General features: G+C 26.4%; 16 protein-coding genes. 13 read left to right on the top strand and 3 right to left on the bottom strand.

The genetic code is table 11. The features are described from left to right. The first annotated feature begins 328 nt into the window (after positions 1 to 328). The 7 genes from QZ146_RS06845 (at position 329) to thrC (ending at position 11260) form a co-directional block, all read left to right on the top strand. On the top strand, positions 329 to 2809 hold the full coding sequence (locus tag QZ146_RS06845; protein ID WP_295722945.1) for a transglutaminase domain-containing protein: 2481 nt from the start codon (positions 329 to 331) through the stop codon (positions 2807 to 2809). Between the two features lie 594 nt (positions 2810 to 3403). Next, positions 3404 to 5446 (top strand): Ig-like domain-containing protein, encoded by a 2043-nt coding sequence (locus tag QZ146_RS06840; RefSeq protein WP_295722944.1) that lies wholly within the window; start codon positions 3404 to 3406, stop codon positions 5444 to 5446. A 304-nt stretch (positions 5447 to 5750) separates the two neighbouring features. Further along, complete coding sequence (locus QZ146_RS06835; RefSeq protein ID WP_295722942.1) at positions 5751 to 6470, top strand: metal-dependent transcriptional regulator; 720 nt, start codon at positions 5751 to 5753, stop codon at positions 6468 to 6470. 149 nt (positions 6471 to 6619) lie between these two features. Continuing rightward, positions 6620 to 7135, top strand: a complete 516-nt coding sequence (gene endA / locus QZ146_RS06830) for a tRNA-intron lyase (RefSeq protein WP_295722940.1) — start codon at positions 6620 to 6622, stop codon at positions 7133 to 7135. Positions 7136 to 7484: 349 nt separating this feature from the next. Then, entirely contained in the window at positions 7485 to 8573 is a 1089-nt protein-coding gene (locus tag QZ146_RS06825; protein WP_295722938.1) for a tryptophan--tRNA ligase, read from the top strand. Between the two features lie 44 nt (positions 8574 to 8617). Continuing rightward, positions 8618 to 9325 (top strand): stage II sporulation protein M, encoded by a 708-nt coding sequence (locus QZ146_RS06820; RefSeq protein WP_295722936.1) that lies wholly within the window; start codon positions 8618 to 8620, stop codon positions 9323 to 9325. Between the two features lie 738 nt (positions 9326 to 10063). Continuing rightward, a complete protein-coding gene (gene thrC, locus QZ146_RS06815; RefSeq protein WP_295722934.1) occupies positions 10064 to 11260 on the top strand; it encodes a threonine synthase in 1197 nt (398 codons plus the stop codon). Between the two features lie 340 nt (positions 11261 to 11600). Here the strand turns inward: thrC and QZ146_RS06810 are convergent, their stop codons facing one another. The 3 genes from QZ146_RS06810 to QZ146_RS06800 form a co-directional block, all read right to left on the bottom strand. After that, on the bottom strand, positions 11601 to 12014 hold the full coding sequence (locus QZ146_RS06810) for a ferritin family protein (protein ID WP_295722932.1): 414 nt from the start codon (positions 12012 to 12014) through the stop codon (positions 11601 to 11603). A gap of 60 nt (positions 12015 to 12074) precedes the next feature. Next, a complete protein-coding gene (locus tag QZ146_RS06805; protein WP_295722947.1) occupies positions 12075 to 13301 on the bottom strand; it encodes an FprA family A-type flavoprotein in 1227 nt (408 codons plus the stop codon). A gap of 179 nt (positions 13302 to 13480) precedes the next feature. Next, positions 13481 to 14704, bottom strand: coding sequence for a nucleotide sugar dehydrogenase (locus tag QZ146_RS06800; RefSeq protein ID WP_295722930.1), 1224 nt, complete (start codon positions 14702 to 14704; stop codon positions 13481 to 13483). A 477-nt stretch (positions 14705 to 15181) separates the two neighbouring features. Here QZ146_RS06800 and QZ146_RS06795 point away from each other — a divergent pair, with 477 nt between their 5' ends. The 6 genes from QZ146_RS06795 (at position 15182) to QZ146_RS06770 (ending at position 21401) form a co-directional block, all read left to right on the top strand. Further along, the gene (locus QZ146_RS06795) at positions 15182 to 16714 is read left to right on the top strand and encodes a hypothetical protein (RefSeq protein ID WP_295722929.1); all 1533 of its coding nucleotides are present in this window, start codon (positions 15182 to 15184) and stop codon (positions 16712 to 16714) included. 442 nt (positions 16715 to 17156) lie between these two features. Then, positions 17157 to 17960 (top strand): molybdate ABC transporter substrate-binding protein, encoded by an 804-nt coding sequence (modA, locus tag QZ146_RS06790; RefSeq protein WP_295722927.1) that lies wholly within the window; start codon positions 17157 to 17159, stop codon positions 17958 to 17960. 211 nt (positions 17961 to 18171) lie between these two features. Next, the gene (gene modB, locus QZ146_RS06785; protein ID WP_295722925.1) at positions 18172 to 18846 is read left to right on the top strand and encodes a molybdate ABC transporter permease subunit; all 675 of its coding nucleotides are present in this window, start codon (positions 18172 to 18174) and stop codon (positions 18844 to 18846) included. Positions 18847 to 19078: 232 nt separating this feature from the next. Next, positions 19079 to 20116 (top strand): sulfate/molybdate ABC transporter ATP-binding protein, encoded by a 1038-nt coding sequence (locus QZ146_RS06780; protein ID WP_295722923.1) that lies wholly within the window; start codon positions 19079 to 19081, stop codon positions 20114 to 20116. 244 nt (positions 20117 to 20360) lie between these two features. Next, on the top strand, positions 20361 to 21212 hold the full coding sequence (locus QZ146_RS06775; protein WP_295722921.1) for an acyltransferase: 852 nt from the start codon (positions 20361 to 20363) through the stop codon (positions 21210 to 21212). A 57-nt stretch (positions 21213 to 21269) separates the two neighbouring features. Then, entirely contained in the window at positions 21270 to 21401 is a 132-nt protein-coding gene (locus tag QZ146_RS06770; protein ID WP_295722919.1) for a hypothetical protein, read from the top strand. The last annotated feature ends 283 nt before the right edge of the window (positions 21402 to 21684 follow it).

Here is a 21684-nt window from a genome sequence, read left to right as displayed (position 1 = left end):
AATAAGCATTAAAAATTGGATTTGCTTATTATAATCTCTCCAGTTATCATATACTATTAAATAGTTTTATATCTTATGATATATTTTTTTATAATATTTAAAAATAATTTTAATATATTTGTGGTTTTTTAGTTATTTATAATTAAATTTAAATTATTTAAGTCTATTTTTTAATAATTATTTATCAACAATCTTTAAATAAGAAGTTATAGATAATAAAGACTATATTTTAAAAATCATAATAATTTTTTAATATATTTATAATATTTAAAAAATCTTGTTATATTTTTAAAATATATTAATAAAAATATGAGGTGTAAAAATTTCATTGAGAAGAAAGTCGATTTTATCATTAATATTATTAGTTTCTCTAATTTTATGTATTTCAGCAGTTTCTGCAAGTGAGATTAGTGATACTAATAGTTCAGTAAGTTCAGTTAATACTTTTTCAACAGATTCTAATTTAATAAATACAAATGTAGATAATTCAGATAATTATGATTTAAGTGAAGCTTATAGTAGTGATGCTTCTTCAAGTGATTCACTTAGTGAAGATTCTTCTAATAATGTTGAATTTATTAATTCTAAGGAAAGTACTGAAGAAAGTTCAATTGAACCTAACACTAAAATTAGCAATAATGAGGCTAGTATTGTAAAAGATTCACAATCTAACGGTCCATATAAAGCTATAAACCCTAGTGTAGTATCCTCAGATGCTTCTGCAGTTGTAAAAAGTAATTCATTAACTAAAACTTATATAAATGGAACCAATAAAACAATCCTTAACGGTAATAGATATTATGTTGGTTTGTTTGATTCAAATAATAATATACTTTCTAATCAAATCATAACTTTTAAGATTAATGGAAAAACATTTACTTCAAAAACTAGTAAAACTGGTCATGCAGGTATTTTAATAAACTTAGATCCAGGTAAATATAAGATTACTTATTCATTTGCAGGTACTGACATTTATCAAGGGTCAAGTGGTTCTAGTATATTAAATGTCATTAAAAAATCCACATATTTAAGAGCTTATTGTACTGATACAACTTTTTCAGATGATTCTAAAGCTCAAGTTAAATTAAGGGATAGTGATGGTAATGTACTTGTAAATCAAACAATTAGAGTTTCAGTTAATGGTAAAACTTATAAATATATAACTGATTCTAAAGGTAATATTTTCCTTAAAATTGTCTTAAAACCTGGTTCTTACAAGGCAAAAATTAAATTCCCTGGTACAGCTTCATATTATGCTTCAAATAAAACAATTACTCTTGATGTGAGTAAAGCTGTTTCTAATATTGTTGCAGCTGATGTTATATATTATAAGTCAGATAAGAGTAAAAAGTTCAATGTAACTTTAAAAAATCTTAAAAAAGAAGCATTAGCTAATCAGAAAATCTATATGGTTATTAATAAAAAAACCTATATGGTTAGAACCAATGATAAAGGTGTTGCATCAAAAACCATAAGTTTGCCAGTTGGAACATATAGTGTAAAATATTATTATCAAGGTAGTAAATATTACTTAGGTTCTAGACCTGCTAAAAATGCAAAAATATCTATTTTAAAAGATGCAATTAGATTCCAGGCAGATAACCTTAGAATGGTTTATAATAAAAGTAATTACACTGTTAAATTGCTTAATGCTAAAGGTAATCCTGTGTATAAAGCAAATGTTACTTTTACTCTAGCTGGAAATTCTTACACTGTTTTAACCAATAAAACAGGTGATGCTAGTTTACATATTAATAAGTCAGTAGGTATATATAAAATTAAATTTTCATATGTAAATCCTAAAAATAAAAATTTATCTGCTTCCGGTATTAAAACTATTCATATTACAGGTGCTAAAACCATTATAACTGGTAAAAATATTAGTTATAAATATGGTGAGTTTAAACAATTAGTTGTGACTTATAAAACTACTACTGGTAGAGTTTTACCTAATAATAAAGTTAGATTCATAGTTGATGGTAAAATGTATACTAACATAACTGATGCTAATGGTGTTGCTCGTTTCTTTATAAATAAAACAGCTGGTGTTTATAATGTAACATATCGTGTAGGTAATCATTCAGCATTTGAAGAAACATCCAATACTAGTAAGGTTACTGTTATAGGTGCTATTTTCACTGCTAAAAACTTACAATGGTATACAAAAATACCTTCTAATTATACAGTTATTTTAACTGACCATAATGGTAATCCTATTGCGAATGCTTTAGTCAAGTTCCATATTGGTAATAGAACTTTTAAAAGTTATAGTAATGCAAAAGGTATTACGAATTTAGCTATCAATCTTAAAAAAGGTACTTATACAGTTACATTCACTTATGAAGGTACTTCTACATTACCTGGTACGTCAGACACTAAGAAGATAGTTATTATAGATAAGGTCATTGACACATCAAGTATTAAGTCACTTGCAAAAACTTTATTAATAGGAGTATCTGGCGATTATAATAGGGCTAAAACTTTATTTAATTGGGTAAGAGATCATATAAGTTATCGTTTCTATTACAACTCTTTACAGGGAGCTGAAAAAACATTAAAAGTTAGATCAGGTAATTGTTGTGATCAATCCCGTTTACTTGTAGCTTTATTTAGAGAAGCAGGACTTACTGCTAGATATGTTCATGGAAGATGTACATTTTTAGATGGTACATATGACCATGTTTGGACTGAAGTAAAAATTAATGGTAAATGGTATAGTGCAGATTCTGTTTCTAAAAGAAACACATTTGGTCATTGTGCATGGAAACTTGTGACAATTTATAATAGATACACTGATTTACCATTCTAGATAAAATAGTCTAAAAACAAAAAACTAAGTATATTTATTTAAGAGAATTTTATTCTCTTAAATCAAACTTTTTCTTTTTCATATTTTTTTCTTTTTCATGTTTATTCTATTTCATATGTTTATTTTTTTATTTATTTTGAGGGTCGACACGAATATTTTTGGTCAAAAATAATTATAGTTTTGTATAGAAATATAATTACAAAATTAAAAGTATTTCAATATTAAATTAAATATAATCAAATCGTTTAATTAGATTTTAATAAAACCTATTCATGTCCCATCTTCATTTTGTAAAATTTTATTTGATTTAAAATTTAATATTATAAAAAAATTTTAAGAGGTGTAATAATTATTTCAAATAAGAAATTTTTTATTTTCTTTATTTTTTTAGTTTTCTTTTTAAGTTTAGGTTTCATTACAGCTAATGAAAATTTAAACGATTCAAATCAAGGATTCTCTACAAATGAATTAACTGAAGAGTTAGATAGTTCTAATATTAATAATGATAATCTAATTTATAGTGATGATTCCAGTGTTGATTCAGATTATTCAAATTCAAACTATAATGTTCAACTAAATAGTGATAATCAGAATTTGAATAATTCTAATAATAAGGAATATGCTTTATCAAGTTCTAAAAATACTAGTACTGATACTAATATTGATACTAATACTAATAATAATCCAAAAATAATAGTTGGACAGACTTCCAGTAATGAAATAATCAAGACTGTGGTTATTGCCAAAAATTTCACTAAGTGTTTTGGTAGTAACTCTAAATTTTATGCTTATCTTAAGGATGATCATGGTAATCCTATTTCTAATATGTATCTTTATCTTAATATTAGTAACAAAACTTATAGGTCTTTAACAAATAAAAATGGTAGAGCTAGCTTTAGTTTTAACTTTAAGCCAGCTAAATATAATGTTTTGGTCTATTTCAATCCCCCATCAAATATTCAATTAGCTTCTAATTATGGGTCTGGAAAAACTTATTATAGTTCAAGCAATTATACCTATTCTTCAGCTAATTGTACCATTAATATTTTGGATAATAAAACTCATTTTACAGTTGCTAACAGATATGTTAAAAGAAATACAAATTTTAAGGTTGGTCTATCTGATTATTATAATAATAAGTTAATTGGAGAAAAAGTAATCTTTTATGTTAATGGCAAGAAGTATAAGACTGTCACAACTGATAAATATGGATTTGCAAACCTTCTTATTAAATTAAAAGGAGGAGTTTATAAGCTGCAATATTTTTATAATAATAAATATTCTCGTTTACGTTCAAATGGAACCGTTAATCTTCATGTATACTCAGTTAAAACAGTTCTTACAGGAAAAAATTTATATTATCTTTATGGGGCAAGTAAATATTACACTGCAAAATTAACCAATACTAAGGGTAAGCCTTATAAAAATTTCAAAGTTAAATTTTCTTTTAAATCTAAATCTTATACAGTTAAAACAGATAAATATGGAATTGCACGTTTAAAACTTAATTTATATCCTGGAATTTATAATATTGATGTTAAATTTTCAGGAGATAAAACATATGGTCCAAGTAAGATTTCAAAGACCATAACAGTAAATGGTACATATCTTTACGGTGAATCTTTAAGATTTAATCCTAATACATATAATAATTATAGTGTTAAAATAAAAGATTTAAATAAAAAACCTATTGTTGGAGAATATATTTATTTAACTTATAACTCTAAAACATACAAAGGCATAACAAACAATCAGGGGAATGCTGTTTTCAGATTAAAAATATCAGACAAATCATTAAAATTCTATATTAAATATAAAGGCAAGGTTTCACCTTCAATATCAGTTAAAAGATATATTTATACCTATAAAAAAATTACAAACAATAATGCTATATGGGTTTGGGGTGCTGATATGAATAATCTTAATCTTAAAACCCTTAAAAAATCTAATATTAAAAATATTCTACTTCACTCATATGCTATTGATGTTTTCGGTATAAAGAAAGTTAAAAAATTTATTGCTCGTTCTAATAAATATGGAATTAATGTACATATTTGGATGCAATGTTTCTATAATGGAAAATGGATTAACCCTTTAAAATGTGGTAAGGCATATTTAAATAAAATAATTTCAAAAGGAAGATATTATGCTAGAATTCCTGGAGTTGCAGGTATTCATTTTGATTATTTGAGGTTTGGTGGTAATGCCTATGAATATAAAGGAGCAACAGCTATAATTAATTCATTTACAAAAGAAATAACAGAGGCAATTATTGATGTTAATGGAAAATTAATAATTTCAGCAGCTATTATGCCAGAAAAAGAGGATATTTATTATTATGGTCAAGATCCTAATACTTTAGGAAAATATTTAGATATTCTTGTACCTATGGAATATACAGGTAATTATGGTCAATCTTACAAGTGGGTTGGGACTATGACTAAATATTTCAAAGAAAATAGTGGCAATGCAAGGGTATGGGTTGGTCTTCAAGCTTATAAATCTGATAATAATCCTCAAAAATTATCTGTAGCTAAATTATCTAAACAGGTCAATACTGCATATAATTATGGTGGTGATGGTGTGGCTTTATTTAGATTTGGTCTTGTAAATTTCTACAAGTTAAGAACGAAATAATATTTTGATAATTTTATTTTATCATTCTATTATTTTCTTATTTTTTTAAGCTTGTATGGGTTAATATTATAAAAGTTATTCTATTATTTTCTTTTTTTTTAAGCTTGTAAGGAGTTATATTATAAATGTCATTAAATTTTTAGCTTATTAAGCTCGAAATTGACAATATAAATAATATAAATGATTATGTTTTAATATACAATTCTCTATTTTTTCATAAATTTTTTTTAAAATTTTTAGTTTAACAAAACTTTTTATATATTTAGATTAAATATATATTAATTATTAATATTGGTGTTTTCATATGGCAAATAAGGGTATTAGTGATAATATTGAAGAGTACTTAGAAACATTATACAGGGAAAATAGTGTAGGTGATGCTGTTTCAACCACTACTTTATCTAAACATTTACACGTTGCACCTGGAAGTGTAACTCAAATGCTTAAAAAATTAGAATCATTAGATTATATTGTTTATATTCCATATAATGGTGCTCACTTAACTGATTCTGGACTTAAAATTGCTCAAAAAATTATTAGAAAACATAGAATTTTAGAAATATTTTTAGAGGATGTTTTAAATATTAGTCATGATGATGTTCATCTTCAAGCTTGTGAAATGGAACATTCTTTATCTGATGAGGCAGAAAGAGCATTATGTCATATGTTATCTCAACCAGATATCTGTCCAAGTGGTAATATAGTGCCTGCATGTGATTTTAAATTTAGTACTTGTGAAGAGTGTGTTCACAGTAGCTTTGATATTGATCATGCAAAAAGATATGAGTTCTCATTACTTGCTATTACTCAACTTAAAGAAGGTAAAGGGGGAACTGTTACATTTATTAGGGGCCTAGATTCTGAAAGTAAAGTTGTAAAAGATGCAGGTATTAATATTGGTGATAAAATTACTGTTATTGGGTTAAATAGGTCTAATGATTATTTGATAATTGCTGTTAATGGTAAGGAAATACCAATTAAAAGGTCAATTGCAAATAAAGTATTTTTAGACACTCATTTATAATATTATTTAATACTTTAATTTTATAGGCTTTAATTATTCTTAAATTTAGTAAAAATTTTAGGGATTTATTTTTTAATATTTTAGTATTATTCGTGTTTATATGCGTGGAGATTTATATTTTTTAATTTTTTATTTTTATTGGTGTTTATATGCGTGGAGATTTATTTGATGAGATTGTAACTATTCCAGTTGATGAAAACTCTAGAAGACCAATTGCTTTACATGAAAAAAGTCATTTTGGACAATTAAAAGAGGATAAATTAGAGTTATCATTAATTGAAGCAGGATATTTAATGGAAAATAATCGTTTAGATATTTATGAAAATGATGAGAAATGTGAAAATTCTTATATTATTTCATTAATTAAACAAAAAGATATTTTTGGTAAATTTCTTGTATATTCCGATTTAAAAAATAGAGGTTATGTTATAAAGACTGGATTTAAATATGGATCTGAATTTAGATTATATGATAGAGGTCTAGCACCAGGTAAGGGCCATTCTAATTATCTTGTAAAAGTAGTATATGAAAAATATGATATTGATGCACTAGACTTTGCAAGTTATGTTAGGGTATCTCATGGTGTAAATAAGAATCTTCTACTTGCAGTTGTAGATGATGATTTAGATATAACCTACTACAATATAGAGTGGACCAGACCATAAATATTTATAAAAAAATTAATTTAATTTAGTATACTTTTTATTAAATTAAGTGTTTATTTTTTATATCTTTTTTAGAAAGATGTACATATATATTATGTCTTGTTATTTTTCAAACATTATTAGGTTTTAAAATTATATAAATAATTTTATTATTTAAAAATTTATTAATCTAATAATCTTAAGAAATTATCTTTATAAAAAATATAAATAGTGTATATTTACAATATTTAATATTAAATACTAATTAAATTATTAAATAATTTTAATATTTAATAATTAATTTTAATTTTTTCTAAATTAAATTCATTTATAATAAGTATATAAATTTAATAAGTTTTAGGTGATTTATTTGCTTGATCCATGGACAGCAGATGCTTTTGATTATGATAAGTTAGTAAAACAGTTCGGTATAAAAAATTTTCAAGACGAACTTGTAAAAATTAAAAATCCAAATAGATTAATGAGAAGAAGAGTTATATTTGGTCATCGTGATTTTAATAATATAAGTGATTTAATAAATACAAATAAGCAATTTGCAGTTGTAACAGGTATGATGCCATCAGGACAAATTCATATTGGTCATAAAATGGTTGTAGACCAACTTATTTGGTATCAAAATAATGGAGGAAAATTGTCTCTTCCTATTGCAGATTTAGAAGCTTATGCTGCAAGAGGAATATCATTTGAAAAGGGTAAACAATTAGCAGTAAATGAATATTTAACAAATTACATTGCACTTGGTTTAGATGTTGAAAAGGATGTTAATATTTATCTTCAATCTCAAAATAAAATATTATCTGATTTAAGTTTTAGAGCATCAATGAAAGCTAATTTCAGTGAATTGAAAGCTATTTATGGTTTTACACCTTCAACAAATTTGGCACATGTAAATGCTCCACTTTCACAGGTTGCAGATATTTTAATTCCACAACTTGAAGAGTATGGTGGACCAATAAATACTGTTGTACCTGTTGGAATCGATCAAGACCCTCATCTTAGACTTACTCGTGATATTACAAGTAAACTTCATGAGGAATTTGGTTTTTTAACTCCTTCAAGCACATATCATAGATTTATCACTGGTTTAACTGGTGGTAAAATGTCTTCTAGTAAACCTAAAACAGCTATATATTTAAATGATGAAACAAAAGATGCTGTAAAAAAACTTAAATCCGCAAAAACTGGGGGAAGAGAGTCTCTTCAAGAACAAAAGCAGTTAGGTGGAAAACCAGATGAATGTGTAATATTTGAACTTTTAGTTTATCATTTAATTGAAGATGATGAAAAGTTGAGGGAAATTAAAGAGGAATGTTTAAGCGGAACACTTTTGTGTGGAGACTGTAAAAATAGAACTTGCCAATTACTTGAAGACTTTTTAGATGATTTACATGAAAAACAAATAGAATCAAGAGAAATAGCACAAACGATATTTGATTAAATTGTTTCAATTATCAATTAAAATTTTCTATTAAAAGTGATAAGATGGCAGATTCAAAATTAAAAGATTGTAAAATATTAATTAAAAGGAGTTTTATTAATAATAAATACTTATTAATATTATCTTTTATTCTATGTTTTATTCCTATATTTCTTGCAATAATTTTTAAAACTAACCTCCAACCTATTATAGACCCTATAATTAACCTGCTTAAAAAACAGATTATCTCAGGTCAGGTTAGTTTAACCTATAGTTCAATATTTTTAAATAATATAAGTACTGTTTTTAAGACTTATGTTGGTGGATTGTTTTTAGGTCTTATTCCTATGTTCATTTTAATTCTAAATGGTTTAATCATCGGATACTTTATTGGGAAAGGTCCTGCAATCGTTGTCTTATTGTATATTGTTCCTCATGGTATATTTGAAATTCCAGGTCTTATTATTGCTGCTACTGCAGGATTCACTTTACTTAAATCAGGTTTAAAATTTTTATCTAATTTTTTTAACCCTGACTGGGAATATATTAATAAAAATAATATTAAATCATCTGAGGGGGTACTTATTGATAAGAATAATATTAAATTTAAAAATAAATTGATTATCTCTTTTGTTAAGAATAAGGACATTTTAATTGAGTCATTGGTACTTCTTCTTATAAGTGGAGTACTATTTATAATTGCCGCTTTTATTGAAGTTTACATTACAAAAACTATTGCCCAATACTTTATACACACTTTTCATTTTATATAATTTTTCCATATTAAAATAAAAAGCACTTTCAAAAACTTGTGTGATAAAGTTTATTTCCATTTTTTTTACCATAGAAAAATTAAGGTTTAATAAGTTCAAACATCAATATTATTAGGATTATTAATATTATTTATTTCTTTGTTAGTAGTATTGTCTACTGCCCCAATTGTTTGAATAGTTAAAATAATTATAATAAATAATAATAGTTATTACAGGACATCCAAGAATAAGTTTATGTGTTAGTGTTTTAGAAGTTCTGGTTCTTAGTTTCTATTTATAGGTTTTGCTATTTATTTTGATTTAGGAGTTCCAGGGTTATATGGTTCTAGGATTCTGGCTATTGCTATAACTGCTATTATCAGTTCATATATAGCTCATAAATATATTAAAAATCCAAAGTTTGAATGAAATATTAGAATATATATTACAATTCCTTATTTCATCTCCAAACAATTTTTATATTTGTAATCTAAAATATTATATTTAATATAGTTACATCATATAAATAAATTAAATTTTTATATTTTAATTTATTTATCAATTAAATTTTTTGGCTTTGTAGAAATCATAATTTTAATTGAATTTGAGTTAAACGATATTATATAAAAATAATTAAAGTTAAGATTTTTTTCATAAATTAATGTATGAATAGAAAAAAATTAAATTTATAAAAATTTTTGAAAAAATCAAATAGGATTTCTACAAAGTCAAATTTTTAAAATTATTTGTTGTGATAATATGATAAGATGTGTAAGTTGTAAAGAAGAATATGATGATGATCAGATTATATATACCTGTCCAAAATGTGGTAATATTCTTGAAGCTGTACCAGATTTTGATGTTGATAAAAGTATATTTGATGGTCGTCGACAAACTGTATGGAAATATAAAGAATGTATACCTGTCGATGAAAGTAAAATTGTTTCATTAGATGAAGGTGGAACTCCATTTGTCCATTGTAATAAATTAGGTGATGAACTTGGTATTGACTTATATGTTAAGGTGGAAGGTTCAAATCCTACAGGCAGTTTTAAAGATAGAGGTATGACTGTTGGTATGACTAAAGCTATGGAACTTGGGGTTAATACTGTAGGTTGTGCTTCAACTGGTAATACATCTGCATCTCTTGCTGCATATGCTGCTCGTGGTGGACTTAGATGTGTTGTATTTTTACCATCAGGAAAAGTTGCACTTGGAAAGCTTGCTCAGGCTATGTTCCATGGTGCTGAAGTATTCTCAGTTGATGGTAATTTTGATGAAGCTCTTGAAGCTATGACTCAACTTGCACTTGAAAAACATTTATACTTATTAAACTCTATTAATCCATTTAGATTAGAAGGTCAAAAAACTATTGGATATGAAATAGTCCATGATTTAGGTTGGCAATCTCCAGATAGAATAATGCTTCCAGTAGGTAATGCTGGTAATATTTCAGCTATTTGGAAAGGAGTTACAGAATTTAAAGAAGCAGATGATTTACCAATGATGACTGGAATTCAAGCAGAAGGTGCTTCCCCTATTTATAATTCATTTAAGAAAAAATCTATGGATATGACACCTGTTGAAAATCCTGAAACTGTTGCAACTGCTATACGTATTGGTGCACCAGTTTCAAGTATTAAAGCACTTCATGCTATATATGATTCTGATGGTTATTGTGAAACTGTTAGTGATGATGAGATTCTTGATGCTCAAAAGTATTTAGCAAGAACTGAAGGTATTGGTGTTGAACCAGCTTCTGCTGCATCAATTGCAGGTTTAAGAAAACTTGTTGATGGGGGTGTAGTTGATAAAGGTGAGAGGGTTGTTTGTGTTGTAACAGGACATGTACTTAAAGATCCTGATACAGCTATTAAAGCATGTGTAGAACCAACTCAGATTGCTGCTGATGTAGATAAATTAAGAGATATAATTGTTAATGGTAAAAAAGAATAATTTTTTACCTTTTTTTATTTTATAATTTTTTTTTTACTTATCTTTTTTATTCTCAATACTATTTTCTGAGTTTATTCTCAAATAATTATATTAAAGCTGAATTTATTCTCAAATAATTATTTTATCTTTAATTTATTCTTAAATAATTATATTAAAGCTGAATTTTCAGTTTTAATATTTGTTTTAAGCTATTTTTAGTTAGATCCTTGAAAAATAACATAAATGTTGATGGAAAATAAGTTACGGATTTAACATTTTTTTTTAATAATTCATATATAGATTAATTTTTTTTAAAAAAAGAGAAAATGAAAGAAATTTAATTCTTTCAAGTATTTGGAATTTAGAAGTATCTTTCTAATATTCCTTCTAAGATTTTGTAATGACGACCTTCATCTTTAGAACTTTCTCTGAAGAAATCAGCTGCGGTTTCAATTCCAACTTCTTTAGCTTTATCTGCAGCTTCTCTTTTTTCAGCATTAGCCATTTTTTCTCCACTCATCATCCATTCGATGTTAGCTTTGAGGTCATCTTTAATAATTCCGTTCATTTCACAGAATCTTGCAGCATGTTCAGCTTCTTCCCATGCTAATCTTTTAAATACTTCAGCTAATTCACCATAACCTGCTCTAGAAGCTTGTCTAGACATAGCTAAGTAAATACCTACTTCATTAGTTTCTCCGTCAAAGTTTCCTGCAACATAGTTTTCTACAGGAGTGTCTTTAGTAATTCCGATTTCATGTTCATATTTTACCATAATAATCATTCCTTATAATATTTTATTTTTTATATCTTATAATTCTTTATATTTTTATATCTATAATTTTTTACATTCTTCAGCTAGTTTTTTACCTAAATCATAACTTGCTTTTTCTTCTTCACCAGTTGGTACAAATGTAATTTCTTGTGTGTCAATTACATCAAATCCGCAGGTTCCTAATTCTTCAGCGAGTTTTGCAGGAGCTCCTCCTTTTCCACCCATTGAACCAAAGGTAACTGCTTTTCTTTCAATACCGGTTCTGTTGAACAAAAGACCTTTTAAGTAGTACATAATGTCCCCAATACTTGGGTAAGGTACATCATTAATTGTTGGATCTCCAACAGCAATTCCTTTACTGGTTAAAATACTTTTTACAATTTCTGATCTTTCATCTTCATGTAAGAAGAATATTTCTACATCATATCCTTCAGATATTGCACCTTCTGCAATTTCATGAGCCATTTGTTGGGTTGAATAATGCATGGTGTCATATATAATAGTAATTTTATCTTCACATACACCAGTTGCCCAGTTTTGATATGCTCCAATTATTTGCATTGGGTCTTTCCAGATTTGACCATGAGATGGTGCAATCATTTTAATAGAGTCGAGTAAACCTAGTTCAACTACTTCATTTAATTTTTTAAGTACTAATTTTGAAAGAGGTGTAATTAGGTTAGCGTAGAATTTTTGTGCTGCATCCATTAAAACATGTTCTGGGATTTCATCTGAAAATCTTTTTGTGAAACATAAATGTTGACCGAATGCATCGTTAGGGAATAATATTCCAGTTTCATCTGCAAGTAAGGTAAACATACTGTCTGGCCAGTGTAGTAAGAATGCATCTAAAAATGCTAATGTTCTTCCTCCAACATCTAAGCTATCACCAGTTCCAACTGTAATGAATTCAGCACCCTCAAGAGCAGGGTAATGTTTTAAAAGTCCGTTTACAGCAATTTTTGTACAATAAATTGGTGCTTCTGGGAATCTTTTGTGTAAATCTACTAAAACTCCAGAGTGGTCTTTCTCCACATGATTTTGGATAATGTAGTCTACTTTAACTTCTCTTCCTTCTTGAGCGAATGCATCATCGATACGAGCCATCATTTCTTTTGTTTTTCCAGGATAAGCATTATCAATAATTGCAACTTCATCTTTACCAAATACAATGTATGCATTGTAGGTAGTACCATCTAAGGTATATCCATGATAGGATCTTAAATCCCAATCGAGTACACCAATCCAGTATACTCCATCTGCTATTTTTTGTGCATTTGCTTTCATGTTATCAACCATTTTATTAGTTCATTCATAGATTTTTTTTAATCAATGAATTTAATTATATATTCTTATTTTTATATTATAATTGTTTTGTTTTATCTAAATCATCTGAGTTATATCTCTACAATTTTGTCACAATTTTAAGTATTATTTAATTAATAAAGTATTCTTTAATTATAAAATTAATCTCTGCTGAAGAGATCTCTTGTATATACTTTATCAGCAACATCACTAAGAGTATCAGCATCAAAACGATTTGCAAGAATAACATCACTTTCATGCTTGAAACGGTCTATATCATTTACCACTTCTGATCTAAAGAATTCACTTCCATTTTCCAATGTCGGTTCATAGATAATAATTGGAATTCCATTTGCCTTAATATGTTCCATTACTCCTTGTATAGCGGAAGCACGGAAATTGTCACTGTTACTCTTCATGGTTAGTCTATATACTCCTACTGTTTTAGGATTTTTTGAAATAATTTGATCTGCAATAAATTCCTTACGTACTGTGTTGGAGTGAACAACCGCTTCAATCATTGTCTGAGGAACGTCTTTATAATTTGCTAAAAGCTGTTTTGTATCTTTAGGTAAACAGTACCCTCCATATCCAAATGATGGATTGTTATAATGTCCACCAATACGAGGATCCATACATACTCCATCTATAATCATTTGTGTATCAAGTCCCTTGGTCTGAGCATAAGTGTCTAGTTCATTAAAGTAACTTACTCTTACAGCAAGGTAAGTGTTTGCAAAAAGTTTAATAGCTTCAGCTTCTGTTAAATGTGTCAATAGTACTGGAATATCATTTTCCTCATAGTTAGATCTTTTCGCTTCTTCTCTTGCACCTTCTAGAAGAAGATTAGCAAACATCTCACCTTCTTCTTTTTGATTATCATCACATCCAACAACAATACGGCTTGGATGAATATTATCATAAAGTGCTTTTGATTCACGAAGGAATTCTGGGCTGAATATAATATTTTTAATTCCGTACTTTTCACGGACATACTCAGTATAACCAACAGGAATTGTTGATTTAATTACCATAAGCACATCACGATTAACTTTAAGAGTCCATTTAATAGCATCTTCAACAGCTGATGTATCAAAGAAATGATTAACATCATCATAATTTGTTGGTGTAGCTATAATAACAAGTTCAGCATTCTTATAAGCTTCTTCTTTATTTGTAGTTGTATGAAGATTAAGTTCTCTTTGTCCTTCACGAGTTTCTTTAAAGAATCTTTCTATTTCATCATCTTGAATAGGACTAATGAACTGATTCAATTTCTCTGCTTTTGATTCTGTTGTTGTTATAGCAGTAACTTCATGTTTTTGAGCTAGTAGGACAGCTAGGGAAAGTCCTACATATCCTACACCTGCAACTGTGATTTTCATTTTAATTGTCTCCTAATATATTATTTTTTATATTATAATAATTATAGCTTTTTTAAATAATAAGTTTTCCTATTAAATTCTCATTTAATTTCTTTATCATAAATTTTCTTTAATGAGGATTATTTTCAAATTATTTATAGATAAAAAATAGAATTTTTTTATTTTTATTTTTTTAAATTTGTTCAAATAACTCATTGAAGTTTCAACCATACTTTCTATGAATTTCATTAAAATTTTTCATAATTCCTATGATAGTATAGTTTTTCTTATTAATTAATTATTAATAATATTTTTTATTGTAAAATGTTCATCTTTTTGTAAATTTGTGCTGTGGGTTTAAAATTTTATTTAACAAGTAAATATTTATATTATATGTTGTTGAATAAATAATAATATTAATTAGCTAAAATTGCTAAATTATAAAAAAAGAATAAATGTTATTAATTAATAAAAATTCAATAAATTTATAGTGATAATATGGATAAAAAAATAAAAATTATTTCATTTATAGGATTGATTATCATATTTAGTATAATTTTATCTTCTGCTATATTTGCTGATGCTATTATTGATTCAAGTAATAATAAAGGAAAATTAACTCTTAATGGCGAAACAAAACAAATTAATGAAGGTAAATATTATACTAATCAATCTAATACAAATACATTACTTCTAATGAATGGTGGAAAATTAGATGCATCTTCTTTACAAATCATAAAAGAGGGATCATCTGAATCTAAGACAAATAGTTCAAATACTCTTGATAAATCTCCTAACGATAAAGGCGAAGGAAAGGCTAGTCAAGCTCCTCCTGATAATGGAACAAATCCTACTTCTGACGGTGTTCCTTCTGGTAATGCTGGTGGATCTTCTCCAGGTGATGTTCCTCCTAGTGGTGGTGAATCTTCTGGTAGTGCACCTCCTGAAAATGGAGGGGAAAGTGCATCTGAAGATTCTGAATTTTATGGAACTAATTCTGCAGTATTAACATTATATGACAGTAATGCTACAATCTTCGATTCTCAAATTACAACAAACGCTAATGGTGCAAATGCAATCTTTGCAACAAACAATGACAGTAGTCATAAGGGTGCTATTATATCTTTAAAAAATGTAGAAATTCAAACATATCAAGATAAATCAAGAGGCCTTGATGCTACATATGGTGGCATCATTAATGCAGAAAATGTTCAAATCAATACTCGTGGAGGAAGTTGTGCTGCTGTTGCAACAGACAGAGGTGAAGGAATTGTTAATGTAGATGGTTCTACCTTAAACACAGGTGTTGATGGTGGTACTGGTGCAGGTTCACCATGTATTTATTCTACTGGAAATATTACAGTCAAAAAGTCTAAGGGAACTGCTAATAATGCACAAATTGCTTGTATTGAAGGTAAAAATAGTATTGATATTAAAAATTCAGAGTTTACATGTTCTGGTAAAGGTAATCGTGAAAGCAATGGTCAATATGTTGATTTAGCAGGAATATTTATTTATCAAAGTATGAGTGGTGATGCAGATGAAGGAACTGCACAATTTAATGCAAATAATGCTAAATTGTCTATTTCTTCTTCATCTAAATATTATGATACTGCTCCAATGTTTCATGTAACTAATACTGCAAGTAATATTAGTATTAGTGATACAACTTTAGAATTTGGAAGTAATATTTTATTAAATGTATCTGCCCAGGACCAATGGGGAGATACAGGTTCTAATGGTGGGGATGTACAATTTAAATCTACAAATGAAGAGTTAAAAGGAAATATTTTTGTTGATAATATAAGTAGTTTAAAATTTAATCTTAAAAATACACTATTAAAAGGAGCAATAAATCCTCAAAACAATTATGGGGATACAAATCTTACTATTGAATCTGATGCTCAATGGACTTTAACCGGTAATAGTCATTTAACTAATTTAACTAATAAAGGAACTATTGACTATGGTGCTTATACTTTATATGTTAATGGAAAAGCATATAATGCTTCAAATCCATATAAAGGATAAATTTATAACTTCCCATTCTTAGATGATTTCTACTTTAATCTTCTTTTTTTCTTTTTTTTTTAATTTATTATGTATTTTGTATAATTTTTTAAATAAATACTTTATATTTCTCATTTTTTTTAAATATATTATAATTTAATATTTTAATTTTCTAAATTATTCTTTCATATTCTTGTTTTAATAAATAATATTCGATATGCAATTTATTTTAATTTCAAAACTTTTAAAATATAATTTTATATTTTAATTAAATATTTGTAAATTATGAAACATAAGTTATTAAATTGATTAATAAATTATGGAGGAAATATTTTTTTTCGATATGAAAATATTTATATATCATTTAAATATTAAATTATATTATCTATTCTATAAAAAATTACAAATTAAATTTATTTTTATTGTTGAGAATAGGTTTATAAATGTTTAAAAGGAGAATATTATGGTATCAAAGAAAAATATAATAATTGCTCTTATAGCAGTTATCTTAGTTGCCGGTGTAGGTATATGGGCTACTGGTACATTTCAAACAAGTGATTCTGATTTAAATGGAAAGGAGATTCATTTGGCCGCTGCAGCTAGTTTAAAAAATGCTTATGATAATGATTTAATTCCAATGTTTGAGAAGGAACATCCTGGTGTTAAGGTTACACCTACTTATGCTTCAAGTGGGGATTTACAAACACAAATTGAAAATGGTTTAGATGCTGATGTATTTATGTCTGCTTCAAATAAACAAATGAATGCATTAGCAGATGAAGGTCTAGTTGATAACAGTACTAATGTTCAATTTTTAGAAAATAAGGTTGTTTTGATAGTACCTAAAGATTCAAATTCTAATATTAGTTCTTTTGAAGATTTAAAAAATGTAAAAGGTAGTATTGCTATAGGTGATCCGGAATCTGTACCTGCAGGACAATATGGTAAAGAAGTATTGAATAATTTAGGAGTTTGGAAAGATGTTGAGTCTAAATTATCTTATGGTACTGATGTTACTGCAGTATTAAATCAAGTAGCTCAAGGATCTGCAGAATGTGGTATTGTATATGCTACTGATGCTAAATCAACTGATGATGTTAAAGTAGTTTGTGAAGCTCCTGAAAATGCTTTGGATACTCCAGTAATTTATCCTGTAGCGATTGTTAATGGAACAGACAATTCTGATGCATCAAAAGTATTCTTAGAATTTTTACAATCTGAAGAAGCTAAAAAAGTATTTGAAGAATATGGATTTACTATTCATTAATCCATATCCCTATTTTTTTTAAGAAATTAATTTAATTTGTATATTAATAGAATTAAACTGTTCCATATATATGGATGTATTATTTTTGAAGAATACTTTTAATTTATTTTATTTATTTACTTTTCACTAATTGTTATCCAAATTTTATTTACAATCATCAACTATATTTATAAATATATCTAATATATTGTATATTAAATGGAGTAATTACATGACAGATTGGTCCCCTATTTTAATCTCAATGAAAACTGCAAGTTTATCAATTTTTATAACTTTCTTTCTAGGTTTACTAGTTGCTTGGGGTATTATTAAGATTAAAAATGATACAATAAAAAGTATATTGGATGGTATTTTCACACTTCCTATAATATTGCCTCCTACTGTTGTAGGGTTCTTTTTATTGTATATTTTTGGTATCAGAGGACCTATAGGTAAATTTTTTATAGACTATTTTACTATAAAAATTGCTTTTTCATGGACTGCAACCGTTATTGCTGCAGTTGTTATGTCTTTTCCTTTAATGTATCGTTCAGCTAGAGGTGCATTTGAACAAGTAGATTCTAATTTATTGGATGCTGGTCGTACATTAGGTATGTCAGAAGGGAAAATATTTTGGAAAGTATTATTTGCAAATGCATTACCTGGAATTATTGGTGGTGGAATTCTTGCTTATGCTCGTGGTTTAGGTGAATTTGGGGCGACTGCTATGCTTGCAGGAAATATTGCTGGTCAAACAAGAACACTTCCTATGGCAGTTTATTCTGAAGTAGCTGCGGGTAATATGGGGGAAGCTTTTAATTATGTAATAGTCATAGTTATCATTGCATTTATTGCAATTTTCGTTATGGATTTTGTTTCAATACGTAAAGAAAAACAATGGAAATAAATTTTATTCTATCATTTTTTTTAATCTTGGAGAATTAAAATTCATTTTGGGATAATTCTAAAATTAAAAATAATATATTTTAGTTTTGAATTTTTTTTTTAAAATCATATAATTTATTTATGTGTTTTAAATTAAATTCTTACTATAAATTAATACTCTTAAAAATAGGTATATTTTTTGTCAATTAATTACAATACCTCAATATAGTTTTTTTTATTAAGGAGAATAGATAATGAGCACTAATTCATTAAAAGTTGATATCTATATGAAACTTAAGGAATTTGACTTGGATGTTGATTTTAATACGAAAACAAGACGTTTAGGTATTCTTGGACCTTCTGGTTCAGGTAAAAGTATGACATTAAAATCTATTGCAGGCATTGTAAATCCGGATGAAGGATTTATAAGCTTAAATATTGGAGGGGAAACCATTTATTATGATTCAAAATCTAAAACAAATTTAAAACCTCAAAAAAGAAATGTTGGTTATTTATTTCAAAATTACGCTCTATTTCCTAATATGACTGTTGAAGAAAATATTGCTGTTGGTTTATCAAGCAATAATGATGATAAAAGAGTATCTGAAATGATTAAACGTTTCCATTTGGAAGGGTTGGAGAGTAGATATCCTCGACAATTATCTGGAGGTCAACAACAAAGAGTTGCTTTGGCTCGTATATTGGCTTATAGTCCTGATGTTATATTGTTAGATGAACCTTTTTCTTCTATGGACACTTTTTTAAAAGAGCAATTACGTATTGAACTTGGAAATTTACTTAATGATTTTGATGGATTTTCTATTTTGGTTACTCATAATCGTGATGAAGCTTTTCAGTTTTGTGATGAGTTAATAATATTGGATAAAGGTCAAATAATTGCAAAAGGAAATACTTATGAAATATTTGAAAATCCTAAAAAGGTAGAGGTTGCAAGACTAACAGGGTGTAAAAATATTTCAAAAATAGAAATTATTGATGATTATCATGTAAAATCTTTAGATTGGAATCTTATATTGGAAGTATCTAAAAAGATTACATCTAATATTACTCATATTGGAATAAGGGCTCATGATTTCGTTGAAGCTCAAAAAGATGATATTAATGTCTTTGATACAAATATGTCTATGAAAATAGAAAAGCCATTTGAATGGGAGATAACCTTAGCAAACGGTTTATGGTGGGAATGTGATAAGCAGATTCATGATCATGATTTCAAGATACCTGATTATTTAAAAATAGACCCTAAAAATATAATCTTACTTGAAGAGTAATATCTTTTTTTAATATTCTATTATATTATATTAATAATTTATTATATATTCAAATTTAAATTCAAATTAAAAATTTTATTTTCTCTAAATCTAGTTTAGTTTTTTATAAAAGTAATAATAAATTTCAATATATATTTAGCTAATTTTTAGAAAATAATATATGTTTGTTTATCAAATATATTATGTAGAAATTTTAATTATTTTATTTTATTTTTATTTAATAATTTATTACTATGGGGTAATGATGAGTGAAAATATTGTTGAAACTAAAGTTTCAAAAAGAATAGATTATATGGATACATTAAAATTTTTAGCTATTTTTGCTATTGTTTTTTTACATGCTTATAAAATTGATCCACATATAATGTTTATGCATCATAATTTGTATAATCTTAGGGTTTTTACTGATTTCGGTGTTCCTGTATTTTTGATGGTAACAGGAGCATTAGCATTAAATAAGGATATTGATTTAGATTTATTTATTAAAAAGAAATTTTCTAGGATTATACTTCCTCTTATATTTTTCTTTTTAATTTCCTTTGCTATAGGTATAGATAAAGATTTTTTAATTAGTTTCTGGTATTCATGGATGATAATAGGTGCATATTTAGCTATTCCTTTAGTTAATAAAATAGTCAGATATTCTTCCATGAGAGAATTAGAATACTTTGTGGGTATGATTGTTTTCACTTCCGTATTTTATTGTTGTAGTCACTTTTTTGACTTTAAATATGCGCTTGATTTGAATTTCTTTATAACACCTCTTTCATATATTGTTATAGGTTATTACTTATTTAAGAAAGATTTCACTGAATATATTTCCGCAAATAAGTTAATTGTACTTTTATCAATTGTATTTGTAATAATCTCTATAATTAAAATGAAAGTTGGTCTTTTATACTGTATTTATCCTACTGCACATCTATTTTCTGGAATAGATATTGGTGTTTTCGCAATGTTTCAGGGTATTTGTGTCTTTTTAATTTGTAAATATGTATATGAAGAACATAACAATAAGTTTATTGCTGTTAAAAACTTTTTACAAAAGAATATTATAAAGAAATTTATATTATCTGTTAGTAGGTCAACTTATTGAATTTTCTTTGTTCATGTACTTATATTTAGAGGATTTTTATATCCTGTGATTAGAGGTATGTACTTTAAAGGTCTAACATTATACTTGATTGTAATAGCCTCAGGTATTATTGGTTTACTACTTTCTTGGATTATTACTTATATTTTAGGTCATATTCCATATCTTAAATATGTATCAGGATATTATTAATCAAATACATTAATCACTGTATTTATTATATAATATTCTCTATTTTTCTTTTTTTCAAATTTTATTTTTATTTTAGTTATTTTTTAATAAGCAATATTTTAAATAGTATTAATTTAAATACTAGATAATATATATTTTATAACAATTGTTAATTATCTATTTATATAAATATTTTCAAAAGATGCAATGCTGTCAAGCTAAGAAAATTTTGATTTTTTAAAAGCTATCTTGAATGTTTGCTTTGCATTTTTTATGATAATATTTATCTTTTTCTCTTTCTTCA

This window comes from uncultured Methanobrevibacter sp., assembly GCF_905235195.1.
In the GTDB taxonomy this organism is placed as follows: Archaea; Methanobacteriota; Methanobacteria; order Methanobacteriales; family Methanobacteriaceae; genus Methanarmilla.
The sequence above is the reverse complement of the archived record's forward strand: the minus strand, read 5'-3'. Positions and strand labels throughout refer to the sequence as shown.